This is a genomic window from Variovorax sp. P1_G12 (genome assembly GCF_056405555.1).
This window is the reverse complement of sequence record NZ_JBFUBW010000026.1, coordinates 87,558-112,047: the sequence shown is the minus strand read 5'-3', so window position 1 is coordinate 112,047 and position 24,490 is coordinate 87,558. Positions and strand designations below refer to the sequence as shown.

At 66.3% G+C, this 24,490-nt stretch carries 26 protein-coding genes and 2 pseudogenes; 15 read left to right on the top strand and 13 right to left on the bottom strand.

Annotated elements, in window-relative coordinates:
• The first annotated feature begins 115 nt into the window (after nt 1-115).
• The 12 genes from nac to AC1D2O_RS26330 all read left to right on the top strand — a co-directional run bounded on the left by nac (nt 116) and on the right by AC1D2O_RS26330 (nt 10,028).
• Entirely contained in the window at nt 116-1,054 is a 939-nt protein-coding gene (gene nac / locus AC1D2O_RS26385; RefSeq protein ID WP_478089260.1) for a nitrogen assimilation transcriptional regulator NAC, read from the top strand.
• Between the two features lie 135 nt (nt 1,055-1,189).
• A complete protein-coding gene (locus AC1D2O_RS26380; protein ID WP_478158162.1) occupies nt 1,190-1,672 on the top strand; it encodes an acetyl-CoA carboxylase biotin carboxyl carrier protein in 483 nt (160 codons plus the stop codon).
• A gap of 10 nt (nt 1,673-1,682) precedes the next feature.
• Entirely contained in the window at nt 1,683-3,035 is a 1,353-nt protein-coding gene (gene accC / locus AC1D2O_RS26375) for an acetyl-CoA carboxylase biotin carboxylase subunit (RefSeq protein ID WP_478089258.1), read from the top strand.
• Nucleotides 3,032-3,703 (top strand): 5-oxoprolinase subunit PxpB, encoded by a 672-nt coding sequence (gene pxpB / locus AC1D2O_RS26370; protein ID WP_478089257.1) that lies wholly within the window; start codon nt 3,032-3,034, stop codon nt 3,701-3,703. The genes accC and pxpB overlap by 4 nt, the downstream gene beginning before the upstream one ends.
• Complete coding sequence (locus tag AC1D2O_RS26365) at nt 3,700-4,689, top strand: 5-oxoprolinase subunit C family protein (RefSeq protein ID WP_478089256.1); 990 nt, start codon at nt 3,700-3,702, stop codon at nt 4,687-4,689. Before pxpB ends, AC1D2O_RS26365 begins: the two co-directional genes overlap by 4 nt.
• The gene (locus tag AC1D2O_RS26360; protein WP_478089255.1) at nt 4,686-5,069 is read left to right on the top strand and encodes an acetyl-CoA carboxylase biotin carboxyl carrier protein; all 384 of its coding nucleotides are present in this window, start codon (nt 4,686-4,688) and stop codon (nt 5,067-5,069) included. The genes AC1D2O_RS26365 and AC1D2O_RS26360 overlap by 4 nt, the downstream gene beginning before the upstream one ends.
• A 16-nt stretch (nt 5,070-5,085) precedes the next feature.
• Nucleotides 5,086-5,850, top strand: a complete 765-nt coding sequence (locus tag AC1D2O_RS26355; protein WP_478089254.1) for a LamB/YcsF family protein — start codon at nt 5,086-5,088, stop codon at nt 5,848-5,850.
• Between the two features lie 207 nt (nt 5,851-6,057).
• Nucleotides 6,058-6,810: an SDR family oxidoreductase gene (locus tag AC1D2O_RS26350; protein ID WP_478089268.1), complete on the top strand. Its 753-nt coding sequence runs from the start codon at nt 6,058-6,060 to the stop codon at nt 6,808-6,810.
• 28 nt (nt 6,811-6,838) lie between these two features.
• Nucleotides 6,839-7,540: an amino acid ABC transporter permease gene (locus AC1D2O_RS26345; RefSeq protein WP_478089253.1), complete on the top strand. Its 702-nt coding sequence runs from the start codon at nt 6,839-6,841 to the stop codon at nt 7,538-7,540.
• A 3-nt stretch (nt 7,541-7,543) separates the two neighbouring features.
• Nucleotides 7,544-8,299: an amino acid ABC transporter permease gene (locus AC1D2O_RS26340; protein ID WP_478089252.1), complete on the top strand. Its 756-nt coding sequence runs from the start codon at nt 7,544-7,546 to the stop codon at nt 8,297-8,299.
• A gap of 99 nt (nt 8,300-8,398) precedes the next feature.
• Nucleotides 8,399-9,133, top strand: a complete 735-nt coding sequence (locus AC1D2O_RS26335) for an amino acid ABC transporter ATP-binding protein (RefSeq protein ID WP_478158164.1) — start codon at nt 8,399-8,401, stop codon at nt 9,131-9,133.
• Nucleotides 9,134-9,185: 52 nt separating this feature from the next.
• Nucleotides 9,186-10,028: an ABC transporter substrate-binding protein gene (locus AC1D2O_RS26330; protein WP_478089251.1), complete on the top strand. Its 843-nt coding sequence runs from the start codon at nt 9,186-9,188 to the stop codon at nt 10,026-10,028.
• Nucleotides 10,029-10,065: 37 nt separating this feature from the next.
• Here AC1D2O_RS26330 and AC1D2O_RS26325 read toward each other — a convergent pair whose 3' ends face one another.
• The 7 genes from AC1D2O_RS26325 to AC1D2O_RS26295 all read right to left on the bottom strand — a co-directional run bounded on the left by AC1D2O_RS26325 (nt 10,066) and on the right by AC1D2O_RS26295 (nt 14,987).
• Complete coding sequence (locus tag AC1D2O_RS26325) at nt 10,066-10,356, bottom strand: hypothetical protein (RefSeq protein ID WP_478158161.1); 291 nt, start codon at nt 10,354-10,356, stop codon at nt 10,066-10,068.
• A gap of 99 nt (nt 10,357-10,455) precedes the next feature.
• The gene (locus AC1D2O_RS26320) at nt 10,456-12,000 is read right to left on the bottom strand and encodes a nitrite/sulfite reductase (protein ID WP_478158160.1); all 1,545 of its coding nucleotides are present in this window, start codon (nt 11,998-12,000) and stop codon (nt 10,456-10,458) included.
• 14 nt (nt 12,001-12,014) lie between these two features.
• Entirely contained in the window at nt 12,015-12,593 is a 579-nt protein-coding gene (locus tag AC1D2O_RS26315) for an amino acid synthesis family protein (RefSeq protein WP_478087848.1), read from the bottom strand.
• Nucleotides 12,594-12,772: 179 nt separating this feature from the next.
• Nucleotides 12,773-13,063 (bottom strand): 2TM domain-containing protein, encoded by a 291-nt coding sequence (locus tag AC1D2O_RS26310; protein ID WP_478087846.1) that lies wholly within the window; start codon nt 13,061-13,063, stop codon nt 12,773-12,775.
• Between the two features lie 215 nt (nt 13,064-13,278).
• Nucleotides 13,279-13,596: a hypothetical protein gene (locus tag AC1D2O_RS26305; RefSeq protein ID WP_478087845.1), complete on the bottom strand. Its 318-nt coding sequence runs from the start codon at nt 13,594-13,596 to the stop codon at nt 13,279-13,281.
• 196 nt (nt 13,597-13,792) lie between these two features.
• A complete protein-coding gene (locus AC1D2O_RS26300; RefSeq protein ID WP_478087843.1) occupies nt 13,793-14,011 on the bottom strand; it encodes a hypothetical protein in 219 nt (72 codons plus the stop codon).
• A 472-nt stretch (nt 14,012-14,483) separates the two neighbouring features.
• Nucleotides 14,484-14,987: a DinB family protein gene (locus tag AC1D2O_RS26295; RefSeq protein ID WP_478158159.1), complete on the bottom strand. Its 504-nt coding sequence runs from the start codon at nt 14,985-14,987 to the stop codon at nt 14,484-14,486.
• 126 nt (nt 14,988-15,113) lie between these two features.
• On the opposite strand from AC1D2O_RS26295, the gene AC1D2O_RS26290 reads away from it, so the two are divergent.
• Nucleotides 15,114-15,740 (top strand): TetR/AcrR family transcriptional regulator, encoded by a 627-nt coding sequence (locus AC1D2O_RS26290; RefSeq protein WP_478158158.1) that lies wholly within the window; start codon nt 15,114-15,116, stop codon nt 15,738-15,740.
• Nucleotides 15,741-15,834: 94 nt separating this feature from the next.
• Nucleotides 15,835-16,707: pseudogene (locus AC1D2O_RS26285) on the top strand (LysR family transcriptional regulator); the annotation flags it as partial.
• Nucleotides 16,708-16,747: 40 nt separating this feature from the next.
• On the opposite strand, the pseudogene AC1D2O_RS26280 reads toward AC1D2O_RS26285, so the two are convergent.
• The 6 genes and pseudogenes from AC1D2O_RS26280 to AC1D2O_RS26255 form a co-directional block, all read right to left on the bottom strand.
• Nucleotides 16,748-17,254 (bottom strand): annotated as a pseudogene (locus AC1D2O_RS26280) (MFS transporter); the annotation flags it as partial.
• Between the two features lie 143 nt (nt 17,255-17,397).
• The gene (locus AC1D2O_RS26275) at nt 17,398-17,877 is read right to left on the bottom strand and encodes a 2,4'-dihydroxyacetophenone dioxygenase family protein (protein ID WP_478087837.1); all 480 of its coding nucleotides are present in this window, start codon (nt 17,875-17,877) and stop codon (nt 17,398-17,400) included.
• A 138-nt stretch (nt 17,878-18,015) separates the two neighbouring features.
• Nucleotides 18,016-18,942, bottom strand: a complete 927-nt coding sequence (locus AC1D2O_RS26270; RefSeq protein WP_478087836.1) for a helix-turn-helix domain-containing protein — start codon at nt 18,940-18,942, stop codon at nt 18,016-18,018.
• A 309-nt stretch (nt 18,943-19,251) separates the two neighbouring features.
• Nucleotides 19,252-19,692, bottom strand: a complete 441-nt coding sequence (locus tag AC1D2O_RS26265) for a hypothetical protein (protein ID WP_478087834.1) — start codon at nt 19,690-19,692, stop codon at nt 19,252-19,254.
• 459 nt (nt 19,693-20,151) lie between these two features.
• A complete protein-coding gene (locus tag AC1D2O_RS26260; protein ID WP_478087832.1) occupies nt 20,152-20,520 on the bottom strand; it encodes a hypothetical protein in 369 nt (122 codons plus the stop codon).
• Nucleotides 20,521-20,870: 350 nt separating this feature from the next.
• Nucleotides 20,871-23,015, bottom strand: a complete 2,145-nt coding sequence (locus AC1D2O_RS26255) for a glycoside hydrolase family 3 N-terminal domain-containing protein (RefSeq protein WP_478087831.1) — start codon at nt 23,013-23,015, stop codon at nt 20,871-20,873.
• Nucleotides 23,016-23,142: 127 nt separating this feature from the next.
• On the opposite strand from AC1D2O_RS26255, the gene AC1D2O_RS26250 reads away from it, so the two are divergent.
• A complete protein-coding gene (locus tag AC1D2O_RS26250) occupies nt 23,143-24,438 on the top strand; it encodes a glucoamylase family protein (protein WP_478087830.1) in 1,296 nt (431 codons plus the stop codon).
• Nucleotides 24,439-24,490 lie beyond the last annotated feature (52 nt).

Here is a 24,490-nt window from a genome sequence, read left to right as displayed (position 1 = left end):
GCTCTCGCGACGCCAAGACGAGTTCGCTCTGGTCGTATAGGTAGAGCTTATGGAAGGCCCTGATGGCCCGGCCTCGGGGCCGGTGCTAGGCTCGACTTTTGCTTCGGAGGCAGGCGTGAACCTGCGGCGACTTAAATACTTCGTGAAGATCGTGGACATCGGCAGCCTGACACAGGCCGCCGAGGTTCTTTTCATTGCCCAACCGGCGCTGAGCCAGCAACTGGCCACATTGGAGGGCGAGGTGCGGCAGCAACTGCTGGTGCGCACCAAGCGCGGCGTGACGCCGACCGAGGCCGGCAAGGTGCTGTACCGGCATGCGCAGATCATCCTGCGCCAGTGCGAGCAGGCGCAGATCGACATGGAGGCTGCCGGGCAGGGCGTCTCGGGCCAGGTGTCGGTGGGCCTCGCGCCCGGCACGGCGGCGGCGGCGCTCTCGCTGCCTTTGCTGCGCACGGTGCGCGCGCGCCATCCGGGCATCCTGCTGTACCTGAACGAGAACTACGGCACCACGCTGAGCGAACTGATCATGAACGGCCGGATGGATCTGGCCGTGCTCTACGGCGACAAGGCGATCCATGGCTTGACCTTTCTGCCGCTGCTGAAGGAGCCCTTGTTCCTGGTCGGGCCGGCGTCGATCCCGGCACCGGCCCAACCGGTTCGGCTGGCCGATCTGCGCGAGATGGAACTCTTCCTGCCGCGTCCCTACAACGTGGTGCGCAAACTGGTCGATGCGGCCTTCAGCCGGCTTGGCGCGACGCCGCGCGTCGTGGCCGAGATCGAATCCGCCTTCACCCTGACCGCGGCCGTGGCCGACGGCCTGGGTGCGACCATCTTGCCGGCTTCGATGGCGCGCGAGGTGGTGGCGGCCTGTGGCGCCTGGCAGTTCCAGATCGTCGACCCGGTGATCGAGGCGCCTCTGGCCCTGTGCCAGTCGGACCACCTGCCGCTCTCCGAGCCGGCGCAGGCGGTGAAGGACATCCTGCTCGAACTCGTCACCGAGCTTTCGAACAACGCCGCCGCGACCGCGGAGCCGGTGCTGGCCAAGGCGTCATAAGCCGACCTTATCCCGGCACAGCCAATCCGTCTTTGGCTTCGCGGCCTTCGCGGGCTACCGTTCATGCCTGCCGTCACGCGTTCGCGGAATGCGTCGGCCACCAAGGAGATCCCGCCCTTTCGCGGCGGGTCCGGCATGAATCAGGAACAGATCAAGATCCTCATCGACGCACTGGCGGCCTCGGAGCTGTCGGAGCTGGAGTACAGCGCAGACGGTTGCACGTTGCGGCTGGTGAAGCAGGGGGTGTCGACGTCGCGGGCCCAAGCCGGGCGCGGCGCAGATGATGCCTGCGCCGCCCCGCAGGCCACCGCGCACGAGAGGGACGGTGCACGCGTCGAACTGCCTGGCGCAATCCGAGAGCCCTCCGTCGACCTTGCAGCGAGCCCGGTCGAATGCCTGGCGCCGCTCTATGGCGTGATCCACCTGCAGCCGTCGCCGGGCGAGCCGCTGTTCGTGCAGCCGGGCCAGCAGGTCGCGGCCGGCCAGACCTTGTGCGTGATCGAGGCGATGAAGGTCTTCAACGAAGTGCGCGCCGAGGCCGACGCCACCATTTCCGAGGTGCTTGTTCGATCCGGTGACGAGGTCGAGGCCGGCCAGCCATTGTTCCGCCTTGCCTGAGAAGGACACCATGTTCGACACCGTCCTCATTGCGAACCGCGGCGAGATCGCCTTGCGAATCCTGCGCGCCTGCCGCGGCCTGGGCCTGAAGACGGTGGTCGCGCACTCCGACGCCGACCGCGATGCGGTCTATGTGCGACAGGCCGACCAGGCGCTGTGCATCGGTCCGGCCAGCCCTGCCCAGAGCTATCTCGATCAGTCGGCGCTGCTCTATGCGGCCGAGGTGAGCGGTGCGCAGGCGATTCATCCCGGCTACGGATTCCTGTCGGAGAACGCGGGCTTCGTCGAGAAGGTGGAGCAGGCCGGATTGCGCTTTGTCGGACCGAGCGCCGCCTGCATCCGCGTGATGGGCGACAAGGTCGCGGCCAAACGCGCGATGCGTCGGGCCGGCGTGCCCTGCGTGCCGGGTCCGGACGATGGGTTGCCCGACGATGCGGAGGCCGTGCGCGCGCTGGCGCGCGAGGTCGGATACCCGGTGATCGTCAAGGCGGCCGGCGGTGGCGGCGGTCGCGGCATGCGCGTGGTCCGGGAGGAGGGCGAGCTGCTGGAGGCGCTGGCGCTCACGCGCGAAGAGGCGCGACGCGCCTTCGGCAACCCCGAGGTCTACATCGAGAAGTTTCTGCTGCATCCGCGGCATGTGGAGATCCAGGTGCTGGCCGACGACCACGGCCAGGCCATCTGGCTCGGCAGCCGGGACTGCTCGCTGCAGCGGCGGCACCAGAAGGTGATCGAGGAAGCACCGGCGCCCGGCATCGACGAGGCGCTGATCGCCGCGGTCGGGGAGAGTTGCGCGGCGGCCTGCCGGCAGATCGGCTACTGCGGCGTCGGCACCTTCGAATTTCTCTACGAGAAGGGCGCTTTCTACTTCATCGAGATGAACACGAGGCTGCAGGTGGAGCATCCGGTGACCGAGATGACCACGGGCATCGACATCGTGCAGCAACAGCTGCGCATGGCGCGTGGCGAGCGGTTGACGATCACGCAGGCCGACGTCCCTTGCAGGGGCCATTCGATCGAATGCCGCATCAACGCGGAGGATCCGGTCAGCTTCGCGCCGTCGCCGGGTCGCATCACGGGCTGGCGCGTGCCCGGCGGCTTCGGCGTGCGCTTCGATTCGCACGCGGGGGTGGGGTACCGCGTGCCGCCGTACTACGACTCGATGATCGGCAAGCTGATCGTGCATGGCGCCAGTCGCGAGGACGCGCTGGATCGCATGCGGCTCGCGCTGAGCGAGCTGCAGGTCGACGGCATCGCGACCAACGTGCCACTGCATCGCGCGCTGCTTCAGGACGACGGCTTTGCCACCGGCGGCGTTGACATCCACCACCTCGAACGCTGGCTGCAGCGAAGGAACGCGCCGTGAACTCCTCGACATCCGGATCGGTCCCGACGGTGAGCCTGCTGGGCACGACCGCGCTGCTGTTCGAAGCCCCGGGGGCGATGGAGCTTCATTCGCAGCAGCGCATCTGGGCGCTCGCGCAGGAGGCCGCCGAATGGCCCGAGGTGCGCGAGGCCGTGCCCGGAATGAACAACCTGATGCTGAGCTTCGTTCGTCCGCCGCGCGCGCTCGATGCATTGAAGGCGCGGCTGGATGCCGCCTGGGAGGCCGTCACGCCGCTCACCCGCGAAGGCCGGGTGGTCGAGCTGCCGGTGCGCTATGGCGGTGCCGGCGGTCCGCACATGGCGGACGTGGTGGCGCACACCGGCCTGTCGGTCGAGGAGATCGTCGAGCTGCACAGCGCGCCGCTGTACCCGGTGTATGCGCTGGGCAGCCATCCCGGCTACTGCTACCTGGGTGGCATGGACCCGCGCATCGCGACGCCGCGGCGCAAGGTGCCGGTGCTCAGCATTCCGGGTGGCGCCGTGTCGATCGGCGGGGCGCAGACCGGTGTCTCGGCCTCCGCCGGGCCGAGCGGTTGGAACACCATCGGCAGCACCGTCATGGTCTTCTTCGACCCGGGGCGGAATCCGCCGGCCACACTGCAGCCGGGCGACCGCATTCGCTTCCTGGTGGAAGGGATAGAAAAATGATCGAGATACTCTCCAACGCGGCCCTGGCGACCGTGCAGGACCTCGGGCGCCTGGGTAGCCTGCGCTTCGGCGTGGGTACCGCCGGTGCCATGGACGATCTCGCGCTCGCGGCGGGCAATCTCCTGCTGGGCAACGAGGTCGGCGCTGCGGGCATCGAGATCCCGGTCTTTCCGTTCAAGGTCCGCTTCACCGGGGATTGCGCCTTCGCACTGACCGGCGCCGACTGTGGCGCGAAGCTGGACGCGCAACCGCTGCTGCCGTGGTGGTCGCACCAGGCGCGGGCCGGCCAGGTGCTGACGCTGGGCCTGCCGCAGGGCGCGCAGCGCGCCAGCCGTGCGCTGCTGTGCCTGCCGGGCGGCATCGATGTGCCGGAGGTGCTGGGTTCGCGCAGCACCCAGATGCGCGGCGCTTTCGGTGGGCACGAGGGGCGGGCATTGCGCAAGGGGGACGTGCTGGGTGCCGCCGAGCCGAAGCGCGCCTGCCAGACCGGCTTCGGCCTGGTGCCGCCGGCCATCGCTTTGCCGCTGGAGGTCGACGGGCGGGTCGCGCTGCGGGTGTTGCCGGCGGCCGAATACCTGGGTTTCGAGGCCGCGTCACGCGAGGCTTTCTGGGCCGGTGAATGGCGCATCACGGCGCAGAGCGATCGCTATGGCTACCGGCTCGCTGGAGAGGCCTTGCAGCCGGTCGCTCCGATGGAAATGCGCTCACATGGCATCGTGCCCGGCGTGATCCAGGTGCCCCATAGCGGGCAACCGATCATCCAGATGCGCGACGCGCAGCCTTCGGGCGGCTATCCCAAATTCGGCACCGTGATCGAGGCCGATCTGTGGCGGCTGGGCCAGGCGCCGATCGGCAGCCGGATCCGCTTCATCGAGACGACCTGGGACGAGGCTGTGGCCGCGCTGGAACTGAAGGAGGCCTGGCTGGCGAAGGTGGCACGCATGGTGGCACTGCACCGCAGCGGGCCGATGGGGGGCGCTGCATGAAGAAGGCGCCTCATGAACTGCGGGAGATCGCCGGCTGGATGGCGGCGACGGACATCGGCTTCCTCGAACTGCGGATGCCCGGTGCGACCGTGCGGCTGGGGCGGCAGGGCGAGGCGGTTCCAACCCAGGCAGGGCCCGCTCCCGACACCGTGAGCGCCGCTTGCGTCGGCGTGTTCCTGCACGCCCACCCTTGCGCGACGGCGCCGTTCGTGCGCGTCGGCCATGGCGTACAGGCCGGCCAGACGCTCGGACTGCTGCGCATCGGCGTCCTGCTGCTGCCGGTGAGCGCCCCGCGAGCCGGCACCGTCGCCGCGCTGCGGGCCGACGACGGCGCGACTGTCGGCTACGGCACGGCCCTGGTCGACCTGCATCCCATCTGACGACAAGGAAAGCACCATGGACATGGACCTGAACGCGGACCTGGGCGAAGGCTTCGGCTCCTGGCGCATGGGCGACGACGAGGCGCTGCTGGGCATCGTCTCGTCGGCCAACGTCGCCTGCGGCTTCCATGCGGGCGACCCGCAGATCATGGACCGCACCGTGCGCACGGCGCTGGCGCGCGGCGTGGATGTGGGCGCGCATGTCGGCTTCCCGGACCTGGCCGGCTTCGGCCGCCGCCCGATGCAGATGGACACGGGCGAGCTGGTCGCGGCCGTGGTCTACCAGCTCGGTGCCCTGGCAGGCATCGCACGCACCGCGGGGCACCGCATGACGCACATGAGCTTTCATGGCGCGCTCGGCAACCTGGCGGCGGCGGATGCGGAGCTCGCGACGCCGCTGGTGCGGGCGGTGGCGGACTTCGATCCCTCGCTGACGATCAGCTCCTCGGCCAGCCGGGCCATCGAGGATGCGGCGCAGCGCTGCGGCTTGCGCCTTCGCACCACCTTCCTGGCCGACCGCGCCTGCGACGAAGCAGGGCTGCTGATCCCGCGCAAGATGCCGGACTCGGTGATCCACGACCCCGAACGGGTCCTGGCGCGTGTCCGGCAGTTGCTGGCGGAGGGCACTGTCACCACCTACGCCGGCAACAAGATCCCGATGCGCGTGCATTCGATCCTGGTCCACGGCGACACGCCCGGCGCGGTGACCTTGGCGCGCGGGGTGCGCGAGGTGGTCGAGGCGCACGGTCGTGTGGTCCCGATCTCGCGCCAGGCCGCCTGAAGCGCGCTGTCGAGCAGGCACGGACATGGTGCTTACCCTAACTTGGCGCGCACGCTTCCAGGGCGACATAAGGGGGCCTTATCGCTCCACAGCCAAACCGTCTTGGCGCGCCGAACCTGAGGTCGATACAGTGAATTCATCGCGGTCCGAAGGCGCATTCGACAAGGGCGCGACCGGCCGCCATCCCACAGAAAGAAAGTGACCCAGATGCCCTTCTCCGACTACAAGACCGCCCTGGTGACAGGTGCCTCCTCCGGCATCGGCGCCGCCGTTGTCGAGCGCCTCTGCAAGGAAGGCCTGCAGGTCCATGCGCTGGCCCGCAGCGGCGCCAAGCTGAAAGAACTCGCCGCGCGCACGGGCTGCATCCCGCACGCCATCGACGTGAGCGACCTGCACGGCGTGACCGCGCTGACGAAGGAAGTCGAGTTCGACGTTCTCGTGAACAACGCCGGCGTCGATCGGCCGGGCTCGATCCTGAAGGCCGACGCCGAAGGCATCGACCTGCTGGTGGACGTCAATCTGCGCGCCGTGCTGCACCTCTGCCGGCTGGTCGTTCCGGGCATGGTGGCGCGCGACAGCGGCCACGTGGTCAACATCAGCTCGATCGCCGCGGCCTACAACTTCGGCGGCAACAGCACCTACCACGCGACCAAGGCGGCGGTCAGCATGCTGTCGCGCCAGTTGCGCGTCGACTGCTTCGGCAAGCGGGTGCGCGTGACCGAGATCTGCCCGGGCCGCGTGGCGACCGACATCTTCGCGCACGTGCACGGCGACTCCGAGGAGACGCGCAAGCGCTTCGTCGAAGGCTATGAGTTGCCGGAGGCAGCCGACATCGCCAATGCCATCGCCTTCGCGATCGCGGCGCCTGTGGCGGTGAACATCGGCCACATGGAGATCACGCCGACCTTGCAGGTGCCCGGCGGCCTCTCCACCGCCAAGCCGGAGACGGTGCGGGCCTGAGCTTCGCCCGTTCACACCTGAGCACGCCATGAAGGACTTCGACCTCTTTGCGATCCTGCTGAAGCCCGAGTTCGGCGCCATGCTGCTGCACGGGATGGTGCTGACCCTGAAGATCGCGGTCGGCTCCTGGCTGCTCGCGATGTCGATGGCCGTCGTCCTGCTGGTGGTCCGGCTCAGCGCCAACACGGTGGCCGAGCGGGCTGTCGCCGCCTATGTCTCCTATCACCGCAATGTGCCGACGCTGGTGCAGCTGATGCTTTGGTACTTCGGCATCTTCAGCCTGCTGCCGGACGCCGTGCAAGCCTGGCTGTCGAACAACAACGCCGAGGCGCTGATCTCGATCGTGGCGCTGGGCCTCTGCCAGGCCGCCTACTTCAGCGAGGACATGCGCTCCGGCCTGCGGGCCATCCCGCCAGGCCAGTCCGAGGCGGCGCGTGCCCTGGGACACGGCTACATCGGCGCGATGCGGCACGTGATGCTGCCGCAGGCGGTGCGCAATGCGGTGCCGGCCCTGGTGAACCACAGCGTGTCCCTGTTCAAGAACAGCAGCCTGGCGATGGCCATCGGGGTGGCGGAGCTGACCCATGCGGTCAAGGAGATCGAGAGCCAGAGCTTCCGCACCTTCGAGGCGTACAGCGTGGCGACCGCGATGTACCTGCTGGTCTCCTTGCTCATCATGGCGGTGGGCGCCTGGATCGCACGCCGTTATCGCGTTTCCGGGGCGAGGTAAGACATGTTCGGCATCTTCGACATCCTGCGCGACAACTGGCTGCTGCTGCTGGTCGGGCAGTACCCGAACGGGCCGCTCGGCGGCATCGTTGCCACGCTCATTCTCTCGGTGCTGGGCATCGTGCTGGCCTTCCCCGTGTCGGTGATGCTGGCACTGGCGCGCCTTTCCCCCTGGCGCGCGCTGCGCTGGCCGGCGACGGTGCTGGTGTACATCGTGCGCGGCGTTCCGCTCCTGATGGTCATCCTGTGGGTGTACTTCCTGGTGCCGATCCTGATCGGGCGGGACGTTTCCGGTTTCACCACGATGTTGTGCACGCTGGTGATCTACGAAGGCGCGTACCTGTCGGAAGTGGTCCGCGCCGGCATCCAGGCGTTGCCGAAGGGACAGACCGAGGCAGCCCGCGCGCTGGGCCACAGCCACCTGGGCACCATGGCTTACGTGGTCCTGCCCCAGGCCCTCTACAACATGCTCCCCAGCATGCTGAGCCAGTTCATCTCCACCATCAAGGAGACCACGCTGGGCTACGTGATCAACGTGCAGGAACTCACCTTCGCCGCCAATCAGATCAACAACCAGTTGCTGACCAAGCCGTTTCAGGTGTTCTTCATCCTGGCGATGACCTACTACGTCGTCTGCTTCAGCCTGACCCAGCTGGCGCAATGGCTGGAGCGGCGAATCGCCCACAAGCGGCTCGGCAGCGCGACACCCGCCAGCACCGAGGACGGCCTGCCGCTGCCGCCGGTGGCAGCCAACTCCTGACGCCGCGATTCGCGCGGTGAGCGAAACAAAGAACGGAGACCGACCATGGAAACGCTTGAACAACCCAGCGCACGGCTGAAGCCGCGCGAGGACGACACCATGATCCTGTTTTCCAACATCAACAAATGGTATGGCGACTATCAGGCGCTGACCGACGTCAACGCCGAGGTCAAGAAGGGCGAGGTGGTCGTGGTCTGCGGTCCCTCGGGCTCCGGCAAGTCGACCTTGATCCGAACCGTCAACCGACTGGAGGAAATCAAGTCCGGCCAGTTGCTGTTCGATGGCCACGATATCCATGCCCCGATGAGCAGCCATGCGCTGAACAAGCTGCGCAGCCGCATCGGCTTCGTGTTCCAGAGCTTCAACCTGTTTCCACATCTGTCCGTACTGGACAACATCATGCTGTCGCCGGTGCATGTGCTGGGTGTGAAGCGCGGCGACGCCAAGACCAGGGCCGGCCAGCTGCTGGAGCGCGTGGGGCTGTCGAACAAGGCCAATTCCTATCCGGCACAGCTCTCTGGCGGCCAGCAGCAGCGCGTCGCGATCGCCCGCGCCCTGGCGATGGAGCCACCGGCCATGCTCTTCGACGAGCCGACCAGCGCGCTGGACCCGGAAATGGTCGGCGAGGTGCTGTCGGTCATGCGCAGTCTGGCCAACGAGGGCATGACGATGATGTGCGTCACCCACGAGATGAACTTTGCGCGCGAGGTGGCCGACCGCGTCTGGTTCATGGACGCTGGTCGCATCCTGGAGAAGGCGGACCCAGAGACCTTCTTCACCCGACCCCAGCATCCGCGCGCGCAGCGATTCCTGTCGGACCTGCGGGCGCATTGAGCCGATCGATTTCCTCTTCTTGTTCACCCGATATTCTTCCCAGGAGCTTCCCATGTCGAATGCCAACGTGTTTCGTCTTGCCGCCCTCGGCGCGGTCCTCTGCGCATGCTCGCTCGCGGCCCAGGCCGACCAGTGGAGCGACATCGCTGCGCGCAAGGAACTCAAGTGCGGCACCTTCGCCGACGTGCCGCCCTTTGCGGCGCCGGACCCGAAGACCCGCGAAATGGTCGGTCACGACGTGGACCTCTGCAACGCCATCGCGAAGGAGCTCGGCTTGACGGCCAAGGTGACGCCGCTGTCGGTCGAGGCCCGCGTGCCCGAGGTCAAGCTCGGTCGCGTCGACGTGACCATCGCCAACCTGGCCTACACCAAGAGCCGCGGTGAGCAGATCCAGTTCAGCGACCCGTATTACGTCGCGAAGGAAATGCTGGCGGTCAAGGCGTCGGACCCGGGCACGACCAAGGCCGATTTCAAGGGCAAGCGCCTGAGTTCGACCAAGGGATCGACTTCGGAGCTGTCGATCAAGATGAACGGTTCCGAAGCCGTGACCTTCCAGGACACCGGCTCGGCCTTCATGGCCGTCCAGCAGAACAAGTCGATGGGCATGGTGGCGAACACCATGACCATCACCAAGCTGGTCAACCAGTCGAAGACCGAGGGCGTCGAGCTGAAGATGATCAAGGACCCGATGGTGCTGCAGCCGATCGGCATCGGGATGAAAAAGGACGAGCCGGTGCTGCTGGCCAAGGTGAACGAAGCGCTCTATTCGCTGGAGAAGAAGGGCGAGTTGGACAGGCTGTGGAACAAGTGGCTCGGCCCGAACACCGAATACAAGATGACGCGGGAAGAGAAGGTCACGCCGCTGGCCGACTTGAAGTTCGAACTGCTTCCTTGAGTACCCGCGCCAGAGTGTCGAGCACGGCCTGAGAATCCTACGAGAGCCGTCGCGCGCTCGCACGCAGCCGGTCCCGAAGCGGGCAGAGCTCCATGGTGTCGGCCAAGGTCGCGTGGAAGTCTTGGACGTTCAAGCTCAGGAGCTCACGGATGCACTCGGCCTGCGCCGCACTGAAGCGCGTTGGCGTCAATGACTTCAGGAGCTGCGCCACGCCGGATTTGGCGTCGACGATCATGTCGTGCAAGGCGAGGATCGACTCGACCTGCTCGGCAGTGAAGGTCGCCGGGATGGCCGTGTCGAACGCCGTGCCGTCATCGACGGTCGACATGCCAGGGCTTCCCACCATGGTCGGGATGCTGGGGAACGCAGAGAAACGGCGAGCTGGATTCATGACCCCAAGCGTAGCGATCGCAGCCGATGCAAGGTATCAGAATCCTCCGAAACGAGAACCCGGAGCGCTGGCGCATGGCGTCTGGAGAACCTGGCTCCGGACGGCCTGCCTGAACACCTCGCTTCCGAGGCGATCCACTACGTCGATGAAGCGCTCCGCCTCGCTGTCGCGGTGTGCCAGGTAGGTGTCGACGAGCCGCTCGATCTCGTCCGGGGTCGGGTCGCGCACGATGCACCTGCAGATGTCGAGGTCGATGTCGCCGAGGTCGAACAGATGGTCCAGGTCTTCCAGCCGCTCCTGGATCGCATCGGGGCGCGTGCGGGGCTCGCCTCCGGGGCCTGACATCCCGCGCGTCGACAAGCCGGCGTCGGGCATCGCCAGCCCCAGGACGTCGAGCTTGCGCCACAGCGGGAAGAGATGGTCGCGCCGCACATCCGCCAGGATCAGGTCCTGCGCCTGGGAGACGCGCAGTTCGCCGAAGCCGTGGCGATCCGCGAGATCGGCCACCGCATCCATCTGGTCGGCGCTGATGTCGCCAGCCGGCACGCCGGCCTTCCTGAGCGACAGGCTGACCGCGGCGTAACCCGGCACGCGATGGCCGTGCACGTTGTCCTGCAGCCAGCGCGCGAATCCGGCGTGGGTCGAAGCGAGGGGCCCGCTCCCGTCATCGACATCGGCGGCGCGCGGATCGTAGGGCGGCCGCGTGAAGCGCGCGGCGATCACTTCGACGTGCACCTCGCCGAGGGTGTCGGGACCATTCCTGGTGCGACTCCATGCCTGGTCGACCTGGTCCGCGAAGCCCACCGGCGTGAGGTCCCTGACGAGGGCCCTGATGCGCGCCCTGTACCTGCTGTCCCGGCGGCGGTGGATCTCGTACACCTGCAGCGTGGCCTGGAGATAGGTCAGCAGGTGCGGCCACGGCACGAACGGGTGGATCAGCGTGCCGACGATCGGCGTGCGCCCGATGCCGCCGCCGACCCGCACGCTGAATCCCGTCTGTCCTTCGCGTTCGACCGCCTGCAAGCCGATGTCGTGGGGGTCGACCGCCGCCCGATCGGTGCGCGCGCCGCTCACCGCGATCCTGAACTTCCGCGGCAGGAAGGCAAGTTCGGGATGCCGCAGCCACCATTGCCGGATCAGCTCGCACCACACCAGGGGATCGATCAGCTCGTCGGGCGCGACGCCCGCGAAGCGATCCGCCGCCGCGTGGCGCATGCCGTTGCCGGGAGGCGGCAGCGCATGCATCCGGACCGTCGACAGTTCCGCGAGGAGGGTCGGTACATCCTCCAGCCGCGGCCACTGGAACTCGACGCTCTGTCGCGTGCTGAAGTGGCCGTAGCCGCGGTCCCAGCGTCGCGCCACATGCGCCAGCATGCGAAGCTGCGTGGTGTCGAGCATCCCATGGGGGATCGCCACCCGGAGCATCGGTGCGTGGCGCTGGATGTGGAGGCCGTTCTGCAGCCGCAGGGTCCGGAAGTCCTCCTCGGCCAACTGTCCTGCGAGGAAGCGACGCGTCTGCTCGGCGAACTGCGTGACCCGTTCTTCCGCGAGCCGCCGGTCGGCTTCGTCAGGCACGTACACGGCGGCGGTTCCTGCTAGCGCTGGCCGTCGTCGACCGCGATCTGATCGGCACGCAGCCCACCCACGCGCGCGTGCACCCTGCCGCCGGTCGACATGGCGAGGGCAAAGAGGATCTCGTCGGGCCGCGGGGCATCCTGCATGCCGACTTCCACCGAGGAGAAATGGCTGCGCACATAGGCCGCGCGAATGTGATGCAGCGGAACCATGAGCCGGTAGCCTGCGTTCGCCACGGCCTTGACCGAGGGCACGATCGCCTTCGAGTGGCCGAGCGCCTCGCGCATCGCCCAGCCGCCCGCCTCGTGCCAGACCGCGCCGTGCTCCGTCTCGCCGTTCACGCCGACGATGGCGGCTTTCCCGTAGGCTTCGACGCGCGCCTTGCCGAGCGTGGTCACGAGCTCTTCCGCAAGGCTCGTTCCCAGCGGCTTCAGCGCCTCCATGAAGTCCATCAGATCGGGCTCGAAGCGGCCCGCGTACGGGTTGCGGACCACCGCGCAGGCGGTGGCCACCAGCACCGGGCGGCTGACGGGCGTTCCGCCTTCGTGAAAGATCATCTCCATGCTGAGGTTGCGTTTGCGGATGTCGATCGATGGCATGGGTTGGAACCTGGAAGTGCACGCGCCACGTGCGTCGCGAATTGGCGTGCAGCCAAGCTTAGGCGCGCGGAGTCGCCCCGAACAGCATCAGTGGCGGGGGCAGAGAGCGGATCAGCCTGGCTATGGGGTTGCGGGGCGCGCAGGTTGGCGTCGTCGGGCGTACGCCCGTAGACGACTCATCATCGACGGTCACCGCGCCGCAGCGATTTGCGCTCGCGCTCCAGCAGCCGGTTGTAGAGATCCCCGCCCGGCGCGACAAGGAATACCACCGCGCCGTGTACCAGGAGGCCCAGGCCCCAACCGAGGAGCGGATATACATACCAGTTCTGCCCGCGCGAGGTAGCCAGCAGAATGAGGAGCAGGTTCACCAGAACGAATACGAACGCATGGATGTACCAGCCCATCTTGGCGCTTGCACGACGGCGAGCAAGTCGCTCCAGATAGTCATGGTCGGCGGAGGAAACTTTCATGGTGCGACCTCATGTGGGGAAGCAGGTTCCTCAAGTGGAACAGGTTTCGGCATCGCTTGGTTCCACGCTCGCGGGCGAGTACTTCACGTTTCCTGGATGTTCCTCGAAGCCCTCGCAGGCACATTCGGAGGCAGCATTGGTTTTTCTGTGGCAAGCCTATTCGACGATGCGGCAGGGTTCGAGGCGCATGGCGAAAGCGTATCGGGCGGCACGGCTCAGGTCTTCCGCAGATCGTCGGGGTGACGGCTGACGAAGCGAGCTCGCAGGATGCCCGTGAACCACCAGACTGCAGCCGCGTTGGCGAACAAGGCAAGAATGACGATGACCGCCGCACGATCCGCGAACCCTTGGCTCAGGTCGAGAAGGAGAAGGGCGAGCGACCAAGGGAGGGCACACAGAATTGCGACCACGAGGAGAAGRCTCTGCTCGCTCGGTCGCAGCGTCGCATCGGCCAGTATCACTGCGAGCGCAGACCATGCGCTTGGCAACCACCAGGCGTAGCGATACAGGGGCGGAAGTCGATGGGTGGTCATGGCAGAAATTGTGCAGCGCCTGCCGTGGCCATACCCGAGAAATTTCACACGCAAGGCACATGCTTCGCGACCTTGTCGCGCGCCGCCCACACGAGTCGGATGCGCGGTTGACCTAAGCTCGAACGAACGCGAAGCTGTTGGTCCTACTGGTTCATTTCCAGGGCTGGGCCGGGGTCGGCGACGGCCCCGACGGTGCCTAAGTCCGAGCCTTTGACCGGACGACCTCCACCGGTCCGATCCCGGAGTAGACGGTCTCGCCAGTCTTGAGCGCGGTGACGGTCCAGCGCTCGCCGGGCGTCACCTTGTAGTCGCCTGGTTCGAGAGCGAGCTCGCTTTCCTCATAGACGCCGGGGCCGAGCCAGGAGGGCATGCGCAGCAGAGTCGGCGGGTGGGCGAAGAGGTCGTGGTTGTCCATATGGAGAGATCGTACTGTGCCAAACGACCGACGGGCACCCGAGGCGGGGGCAAAAGAATGCCCAGCGCGTAGGCTGGGCAAGAAACTCGCCTCAGGGAGGACGAGGGAGGAGAAAAGGGTTCCATGAACCGTCGCAGGGCGAGCAGGAGGCCCAGCGGTGTTGCGCCGCCGGGCCTGGACTTCCTTTCATGCTGCGGATGCCTACCAGAGGCCACGCCTGCCTTTAGAGGCGCACAGGAAGTCCAACTGGATCACTGTACGCCTTGGGGCCGGGCGTGAGGCGCAAAAATCCGCTCGTCGTGGAATCGATTCGTTTCAGCGACCACAAAGTGTTTGGCAGTATCGGCAAGCGTGGGTGACCCCAGGTACCAGGCGAACCCCGCTCCCGCCGCCGCGCCCAGGGCGTGACTGCCCCAGATCCCGAGCACGAAGCAGAGCCACCCAATAGCTCGACCGCACAGCTCAACGGCGTTCAAGCGAAAGCCCGCCTTCGCGTTGACGCCTCCGCCTCGTGTAGATAGGTCGTAAATCCATCCTTGGCCGGCGGAACGGAATTCAGCAGCATGACTGCGCTGACCTGTCCACGATGACCTGTTCCGTGCGTGACAATATGCATGAGCATTTCCTCGCGGGACATACGCCCCTTTGCGCCGTCAGTGAACGTGAAGTCGATTCGTTCGGCCAATTGGTCGGGATCGAGCGTCGACACATAGTCGATGTATTCCTGATCGCTTCTTCTGAGATCAGCGGATAGATCTTCCAGCGTTGGCATCTTGCTCAAGTTGGCCGATGTGTACGCGTGAGCTTCTCGCCTGATGTGCGCGGCGAATATGCGGTCGACCACATAGGTGTGGCTCAAGGCCTTGATGGCCAATGCGGTGATCGGGGAGCTCTCCCCAAGCCGGGCCAGCGCCGTCAATAGCTGGCCGTTCGCCCAAGCTTTGTATCTGAAGAGGTGGTGCATTGTGTCGTCCATGTCATGGTCTCCTGAGCGGTTCACGCGCGACAGGTCTTACATGAAAGAAGTTGCGCCGCCTGTTCGCGAGTGCTCAGAATATGAGCGATCATTCGCTTTTGCTACTCGCATTGACGACATCAAGAAATGGCGAGAAAACCCATCACCAGGCCCAGGAAAATCGCCTCCCAGGGGCGTTCGCGCGCGACTGTGGACGCCCTGATCGAGGCAACCGCTCGCATTCTGGTCAAGGACGGCTTCGACAAGGCCAGCACCAACCGCATCGCGGAAGTCTCGGGAGTCAGCATCGGCTCGCTCTATCAGTATTTCCCTGGCAAGGAGGCACTCGTCGCCGCCGTGATCGAGCGCCACCAACAGCAGATCATGCAGACGGTTCGGAACGAGTTGACGCAGGCCTCGACCCAACCGCTGGACAAGGCAATGCGCACATTCGTCGCTGTCGCGGTAGCAGCGCACCGTCTCGATCCCCAACTGCATCGAGTGCTAGCCGAGCAGATCCCGCGCGTGGGAAAGCTCGAGAAGCTGGAAACCTTCAGTCGTGAAAATTTCAGTCTGTTCAGGGCCTATCTCGAAGGAGTTCGGGACGAACTCGCTGTCGATGACCTGGAACTCGCATCATTTGTATGTGTCACCACCATCGAGGCGTTGACGCATAACGCGGTGCTGCACCATTCCAAAGTGCTGACGGACGATCGGATGGAAGCGCTCATCGACGAAGGGGCGCGCCTCGTGACCGGCTATCTGAAAGGCTAGTGCGAGCGTTGCGGTGGATACTCAGGGAAAAACGGCTTGCCGGCCCCGCGACGTCCGCGCGCACTTGCCGAGACGCGCTGCTTCAACTCCATCGATGGAACGCCCTATTTCGCTCGACCAGCTCGACTTCCGGTTGCTCAATGTCTTCGTGGCCATCTTTCGCGAGGGGCATGTCGGGCGTGCCGCGGATGCCCTGGGCATGTCCCAGCCAGTCGTGTCGACGCAACTGGCCCGCCTGCGGCGCATCGCCGGAGATCCGCTGTTCGTGCGGAGCGCGCGCGGCATGCAGCCCAGCGCGCTGGCGCTGCGATGGTCGGGCCCCGTCGCCTCGGCGCTGCAAGCCCTGGAGCGGGCGCTCAACGCACCGTCGGTGTTCGATGCCGCGCAGTCGCAACGGACTTTCGTCGTCTACATGACGGATGTGGGCCAGACCCTCATGCTGAATCGGCTGATATCTCGGCTCGAGAACATTGCGCCGGGCGTGCGGCTGCGCGTGGTCGGCGCATGGCAGGGCGCCCTGGTGGACCGCCTCAACGACGGCAGCATCGACATCGCGTTTGGATGGATTCCCCAGCTCAAGGCGCTCAAGTCGAGTTCACCGCTGTTCAAGGACCGGTATGTGGGCGTGCACGATGCGTCGGCCACGCTGCACCCCGCGGCCGCCCAGCGGCGCTTTGCCCTCGCGGACATCCCCGGCTCCGCCCACCAGGTCGTGGTCGAGCGGTTTCGCGCAAAGGGGCTGGATGCGACCGTGACCGCGCCGAATTTCTTCATGCTGCCGGAGCTCCTCGCGGGGACCTCCCTCGTCGCGGTGGTTCCCGAGCGCCTGGTGGCACTGTTGAACCAACAGCGCGTGGTGCCGCTGTGCACCGTCGAGCTGCCCGTGAAGCTCCCCGCGATTGCGATCCAGGTGCATTGGTCGACCGGGACGTGGCGCGACGAAGGGGTCGATTGGTTGCGCGACCAGGTCGTTGCAGCGGCAGGCGACCTCCCCGCGCTCGGCCCGCCACATCCGCCAGGATGCCCGCGACCGCGCGTGCCAGGAGCACGCCGAGCAGCAGCCCGCTCATCATCGTTCCGACGATCTTTCCGCGCTCGTGCGGCGCGGCCAGCAGGGCGGCGAAGGGCAGCAGAATCTGCGCCACGACCGACGAGATGCCCGCCACGGCCGTGCCCAGGAGAACCAGCGCGACGTGCCCCGCCGTTGCCGTGAGCGCCAATCCTGCGGCCGTCATGAGCATCTTGAGGACGATCAGCCGGCGGCGTTCGGCGATGTCGCCCAACGGAACAATCAATAGCAGGCCGAGGGCGTAGCTCAGCTGGGCAGCGGTGGCGATGCCGCCGGCCCCAGTGGTCGAGAGATCGAACTCCGAACCGATCCGATGCAGCAGCGGCTGGGCGTAGTAGTTGCTCGCGACGGAAAGGCCGATGGTGCTGGCCAACAGCAGCACGAGCCATGGACTCAGGGGAGAAGATGCAGTCGCTGTGTCAGGCGGTCGGGGCGGRGTGGTCATTCGTGGGCTCGCTGGAAATGCCCAATCTATGCGTCCACCACCGGGGGATCAATTCGGGAAGCGTGATCTTCGTTATCCGCAAATGCAGATCATCGTCCGGGCAGAGCGCATGCCGCCGCTGAGCGGCGGCATGGCTCCGAACGTCAGCTGTGCACGTGCTGCGCAGCGCCGTCGCGCGTGGCCATCTCGAGCATGCTGCGACCGTCGAGAATGCCGACGATGTTGCCGTCTTCGCCCAGGCCGGCGATGGCGCCCTCGAACACGCAGAAGAGCACGCAGCCGCCGTCGGAGCGCGGCTGATGGATGTCGCCGGCGGGCTCGTACATGTAGTCGCCCGGGCGGCCGATGTCGTTGCGTTCGTAGTAGATGTCGCCCTCGAGCACGATCACTTCGATGGCGCCGAGGTGATGGTGGACCGGTGCCTCGGTGCCGGGTTCGACCTTCAGCAGGCAGGTGAAACCGCCGCTGCGCCGGTTGATGCTCAGCAGCTTGTAGGCAACGCCCGGCATGACCCACGGCTTCCACGGATAGCTTTCGAGCTTCTGGAAATGCGGATAGGGCAACGTGATGCGCGCGTGGGCGGCGCTGGCGGGCGGCGTGGCTTTCAAGGCGGTCAGGGTCATGGTGTCTCCGTGGGGTGATGCGGCCGGGATCGGCCTGCGCAGCCAGTCTAGGAGCAGCTACTCACACCAGGGCATGTCTGCCCGAACGAAGCACGGGATGTCGAAAGTGGCGCGCTTTTGCGCAAGTCGCCGCGCTGCTCAGCGCATGCGGCGGTAGGCGCTGGGTGCCACGCCGAGGAACGCACGAAAGCGCGTCGAGAAGTAGGCGGGGCTGCCAAAGCCCATGCGCCGGGCCACGGTCTCGACGGGCAGGTCGCCGGTGCGCAGCAGTTCGGCGGCGCCCTCCAGGCGGCGACGCAGCAGGTACTGGTAGGGCGCCATGCCGCTGGCCGCCTTGAAGCTGCGGATGAAGTGGTCCTGCGAGAGGTGCACCAGCCCTGCCAGATCGGCCAGACCCAGCGGCGTGGCGAGGTGCGCGTCGATGTGCTCGGTCACCCGGCGCAACTGCTGCGGCGTCAGGGCCGGATGCAGGCGCGCGCCCTCCATGCGCAGCAGCGCACCGCGCCCCGGCGCAGAGTGGCGCCGCACGAGGTGATGGGCCAGCAGGTGCTGGCTCTGCGAGAGCAGCAACGAATCGGGGCTCAAGGGATCGGTGCCGTACAACTCCACCTCACTCACCAGCATCTGGAAGAAGCCTTGCAGCCAAGGGTCGCGGATCGCGAAGAAGGGGTCGATCTCTACCGTCGGCCCGAGGTTTTCCTCGGCCGCGACACGCGCGATCAGTGCTTGCCCGATGTAGAGGTGCACCACGCCGCAGCGCCCGCCGATTTCCCATTCGGTGCCGTCGCACGGGATGAAGCTCACGGTGCCCAGTCGTGAACGCGAGGCGACGAGCTTTCCGCGTTCGTACTTGCGCACCGCCGTGCTGCCGTTCTCGTGCAGCACCAGCACGTGATGCGCCGCGCCGTGGAAGGGGAGCCAGCACGCTTCCTGCTGCCAGCGGGCGGCGAACAGCTGGTCGCCCCCTGTCACGAGATAGCGCGGGCGCGCGCCGGTGCCCGCAGCGATGATGTCCGGTGCGAAATGTGATGCGAAGTGCGATGCGGCCGGCGCGATCGCGTTCATCGGAGTCTCCTCTCGTGTCCGCCCGGCGCGCGGTGCGCGCGCCGCGTGCAGGCCGCCATGGTAAGGCCGCAGGCACGGTGCCCGATGCGGGGTTTCCGGGGGTTCCTGGCTGTGCCGCGCACCAGGGTAGGGGTCACAGGGCACTCAGCCAACAACCGCGACCTGCGCGTGGACGCGAAACGGGCTGTGTCGCGGAGGGTGGCCGCGCAGAAACCGCGGGTGACGCGCAGCAAGACATAGATTCCAAGCAACGGACCTCCGCCCGCAGGATTCCCTGCACTCAGTTTCTGATCTGGCCGGGATACGCAACTACCGGGGTGAGCCGTCAAGGGTCTTCGCGCAGACAAGGTGCCAATCAACGGCGTCCATTGGCATCGCCAACGCCCAATTCATCTTGCCCGAAAACGATGGATGCGCGGCAAAGCCGAAAAACTGAGACGGCTTCCTCGGGAGCCCTTTGCTTTGCGCCAAACGAACGCCGCCGGTCAGCAAGTTCGCATCGCGCCAGTACCTGGAATTCATCAGGCTCTTGAATTCGTCGAAACTAGAGGCAGCATAGTGAACACCACCCACCAAGACGTCCAATTTCTCGACATTGCCAAGGGGCCTCTGAAAGAAAAGGTCTCCAAACGCCGAAGCGCCGATGGGGACAACGGAACCAGAAACGGTCTTGGGCCACAGGCCAAGCAAGCGCTCAAAGTCCAGGTGAGACGCATCCGTAAAGAGGTCGGTCCATGAAAGTTGACTCATTGGTGTGTATCGCGAACGTTTGGCTCAGCGCTCACGTGCTAGGGCCGAATCGAAAGCGATGATATGGGGTGCTTGCCCGTCGAACACCAAGGCATATGGGATAGCTCTTGCAGCCGGGGCAGACCGACGCCTGAAGCCGTCGGCCGCCCGGACGTGCTGGCCCCGACGGCTCTCCGGCCGAATGCGCGATCTGAGTCATAGGTCGGCGCACGGCGAAGGACTGCAACCGCTGCGGAGCAGCCGGTCGGCTCGCGCTGGAGATCAGCAGGACCGGGCCCGGAACGCTAGTTCGGCGTTTGGAAGAGCGGACCTTCGAGCGAGCATCGACATAGCGCCGGGCGCGCTTCGATAGTTTCGGCCCAGCTTCGCTCGGCCATGTCGGCTGTACCTTGGAACCGGTCGTCTGGCCGAGATCTCCGGAGGGCGCTAAGCGGGCTTCGTCACGCTCGAAAGCCGCCGTTAGCCCTGTCTCCAACTCGGAGGGATCAGCGCAAGCGCGTGCGGGTCGGAAAGCGCGTACTGCCGCACATAAGGCTCACGGTCGAAAATCTTGGCGTGGACCGTCGGATCGATCCTGGGCTTGCGCAAGTCTTGCTTGCCGAGGAACGTCTTGACGCTCTCCATCGAGTCCCACAGCGCCAGGATAACCACCTCGACCGTTCCGTCCGCCTGATCGCGAAACAGCACCGTCGACCGTAGATTGCCCGGGCTTTCGATCAATTCCCTGAGCGTGTTTGCTTCGAGGAACTCGCGACATTCATCGCGCAGCGAGGACAGGATCCAGAAGCCGTAGGTGCGCAGGATCGTTTCGGTATTGCGCTTGGTCATGTTGGCTTTGAGAAAGTACGTTGATGCTATCGGCAACGGGCGGCGAAATCGCCTCGCGAGCAGCCGAGTCCCGTCACAAATCCCAGGCGAACGCGAAATATCACGCCTTTTGCCTTCCGCATGCCAAGCAGCAGTCAAGGCGCGAGCAAGGGAAATTTGCAGGCGGAAGCCCTGCAACGAAGGCCGAAAGCTCGAAAAGCAGTGGATGAACTCTTAAGGATTCTCGAAGGCGCGCTTCTGGTCGACTGGCCCTATCAGGACGAAATCGCGTGCCGTCACAACCCGTCCGCGCTGGACCGCGCCCCCCTGCGCAGATGCGCCAAGCTTCCGCCGCCCAGATCGCCAGGGTTTCAACACAACTCGATGGTCTGGCGCAGCAATCCTGATTGCTCGGCACTCGGCCCGACGAGGATCTCGACTTCGCCCGCCTCGAACAAGGGCTGCAGGTCCGGCCCGAGGTAGCGCAACTCGGCCGCCGGCAGCTCCAGGTTCACCGAGCCGGCAAAGCCCGGCATCAATCGCAGCTTCGCGTAGCCCTTGAGTTCCAGCAACGGCCGGGTGACACGGCTTAGCTTGCCGCGAACGAACAGGAAGACAGTCTCTTCAGCCTCGCGCGCGCCAACGTTACGCAGTCTGACGCTGATCTTCAGCGCGTCCTGCTCGCACACGCGCCGCGGCTCGACCTGAAGCTCGTCGTAGAAAAACCGGCCGTAGGTCAAGCCGTGACCGAAGGCATACAGCGGCGTATTTTCGACGTCCTGGTACTTGCTCGTGTAGTAGTCGGCGGGATTCATCGGCCGGCCGCTGGGACGCTGGCCGAAGTAGATCGGCAGCTGTCCGACGGCGCGCGGCCAGCTCATCGGCGTGCGACCGCCAGGCGTTACCCKGCCCGTGACCACGTCGGCGATCGCGTGGCCGGCTTCGACGCCGAGGAACCACGCAGCCAGCAGCGCATCGGCGTGCTCGGACAGCCAGGGGACGACGAGCGGGCGGCCCGAGAACAAGATCGCGACGACGGGGATGCCGAGCGCGTGTGCACGTGCCGTCACCGCTTCGGCCAGAGCCTGCTGTCGACCGGGAAGCGCGGGCGTGGCGCGGCTGGCCGCCTCGCCGCTCATCGAGGCACGCTCGCCCAGGCACAGCAGGACGGCGTCGACGCCGTCGCACAGCGCGACGGCAGCTTCGATGCCACCGTCGTCGATGCCCTCGATGGCGACGCCGGGTGCATGGCGTATGTCGGTCTGCGGCAGCGCGGCGCGCAAGCCGGCAAGCACGCTGACGGCCGGCTCGTGTTCGCCGGCACCCCACCACGGGCCTTTCATCTCGGTGCTTGCGTCGGCCAGCGGGCCGATGACACACAGTGCCTTCGCCGCAGCAGGCAAGGGCAGGGTGTCCCGCTCGTTCTTCAGCATGACGACGGCCCTGCGCCCGACGTCGCGCGCCAGCTTGTGCCGCTCGGCGACAACCGCCGCGAGTTCCGGTGTCGCGCCGCGACGGTAGGGGTCGTCGAACAGGCCGAGCTGCTCCTTGAGTCGCAACACGCGGCGCACGCTCGCGTCGATCTCTTCGATCGTCACCCGTCCCCGCTCGAGCGCGATCGGCAGACCCTTGCGATACGCGTCGGCCATCATGTCGATGTCGACGCCGGCCTTGAGCGCCAGTACCGCGGCATCGACGAGATCGGCCGCGACGCCGTGCTTGATCAATTCCGCGATCGCGTTGTAGTCGCTGACGATGACGCCGTCGAAGCCCATCTCGCCGCGCAGCCAGTCGCGCAGCAAGGGGATGTGCGCCGTCATCGGCACGCCGTTGAGATCGGTAAAGGCGGGCATCAGCGTCGCGACGCCGGCGCGGACCGCTGCTGCGAAGCCCGGCAGATGCACCTCGCGCAAGGTGCGCTCGGAGATGTCCACGGCGGCGTACTCCCGCCCCGCGGTGACTGCGCCGTACGCGACGAAATGCTTCGCACAGGCGGCCAGCGATTCGGCCGATGACAGATCGGCCCCCTGGAAACCGCGCACCTTGGCCTGCGCGATGCGTGCGTTCAGCCAAGGGTCTTCGCCGGGTCCTTCCGCGGTGCGGCCCCAGCGGGGATCGCGCGATACATCGAGCATCGGCGCGAAAGTCATCGCCAGGCCTTCGGCAGCGCCTTCGCGCGCGGCCTCCCGCGCCGTGCGCTCCCAGAGGTCTTCGTCGAAGGTGCCGGCCTCCGCAAGCGGGATCGGAAAGAGCGTGCGATGGCCATGAATGATGTCCAGGCCGATCAGCAGCGGAATGCCGAGCCGTGACTTCTCGACGGCCAGTCGCTGCATCTCGCGCGTGGGGCCGGCGCCGACCATGTTCAGCAGATTGCCGACGGTGCCGTCGATGATCGACTGCGTGGAGTCCCCCGCGAGCACCGGCCCGGTGACGGTGTAGCTGGAGGCAGTCATCGTCAGTTGACCCAGCTTTTCGGCTAGTGTCATCCGGGCCATGAGGGTATCGATGCGACTCATCAGGGATTTGGAATAGAACCCAAGGGGGCCTAATGATGGCATGCTGCGGGGGGGCATCGGCCGCGTGGCGCCGATGAGTCCGTGAAACCAAACGTGACACCCAGGACGACAACGAAAGGAGCCGTTCGTGTTGAAGGATGACAGGAACCCGAGGGCACTGGCAGCCCTGCCCGATGAAGCCTTGATCGACGCCGTGCAGCGGCAGACCTTCCGCTATTTCTGGGACGGTGCGGATGCCGCCAGCGGCCTGGCGCTCGACCGTCGCACGCTCGTCGGCCCCACAGGCGAAGATCTGGCCGACGACAGGGTCGCGATCGGCGGCACGGGCTTCGGCATCATGGCCTTGATCGTCGCGGTGGAGCGCGGCTGGGTCACGCGGGACGCAGCGCTGGAGCGCCTGGGGCGCATGCGGGACGCCCTCTTGCGCGCCAAGCGCTACCACGGCGCCTTCCCGCACTTCATGGACGGGGCGAGCGGCGCGACGATCCCGATGAGCCCCAAGGACGACGCGGGCGATCTGGTCGAGACCTCGTTCCTCTGCATGGGCCTACTCTGTGCGCGCCAGTATTTCAGCGAGGACACGACCGCGGCGCGCCGGTTGCGCAGCGACATCGACACGCTGTGGCACGACGTCGAATGGAACTGGTTCACCCAGGGCGGACGGGACGTCCTGTATTGGCACTGGAGCCCGAACCACGGCTGGGCGATGAACCATGAAGTGCGCGGCTGGAACGAGTGCCTCATCACCTACCTGATGGCCGCGGCCTCGCCGCGCCATGCGATCGATCCGCGGGTCTACCACCGAGGCTTCGCGGCGGGGCCCGGCTTTCTCAACGGCCAGTCGTACTACGGCGTCGAGTTGCCGCTGGGCATGCCGTACGGCGGCCCGCTGTTCTTCACGCACTACTCGTTCTGCGGACTCGATCCGCACGGCCTGAAGGATCGCTACGCCGACTACTGGGATCTCAACTGCCGCCACCTGCGGATCAACCGCGCGCATTGTGTCGCCAATCCACAGGGCTACAAGGGCTACGGCGAATCTTGCTGGGGCCTGACCGCCAGCGACGACCCCGACGGCTACCTCGCGCACGCGCCGGACACCGACAACGGCACCATCTCGCCGACGGCGGCGCTGTCCAGCCTGCCGTATGCGCCCGCCGAGGTGATGCGGGTGCTGCGGCATTTCCTCACGGTGCATGGCGCGCGACTGTGGAGAGACTACGGCTTCGTCGATGCGTTCTGCGAGGGGCGAGGCTGGTTCGCAAACACCTTTCTTGCCATCGACCAGGGCCCGATCGTCGTGATGATGGAGAACCATCGGACGGGCCTTCTGTGGAAACTGTTCATGAGCGTGCCCGAAGTGCAGGCCGGGCTGCGCGCCTTGGACTTCAGCAGCCCGCATCTCGGGTCGCCTGCACCGTGACCTTCAGCGTGGCGAGCCAGCAAGACCCGGCTTTCGAGTCCTGGCTCGAAAC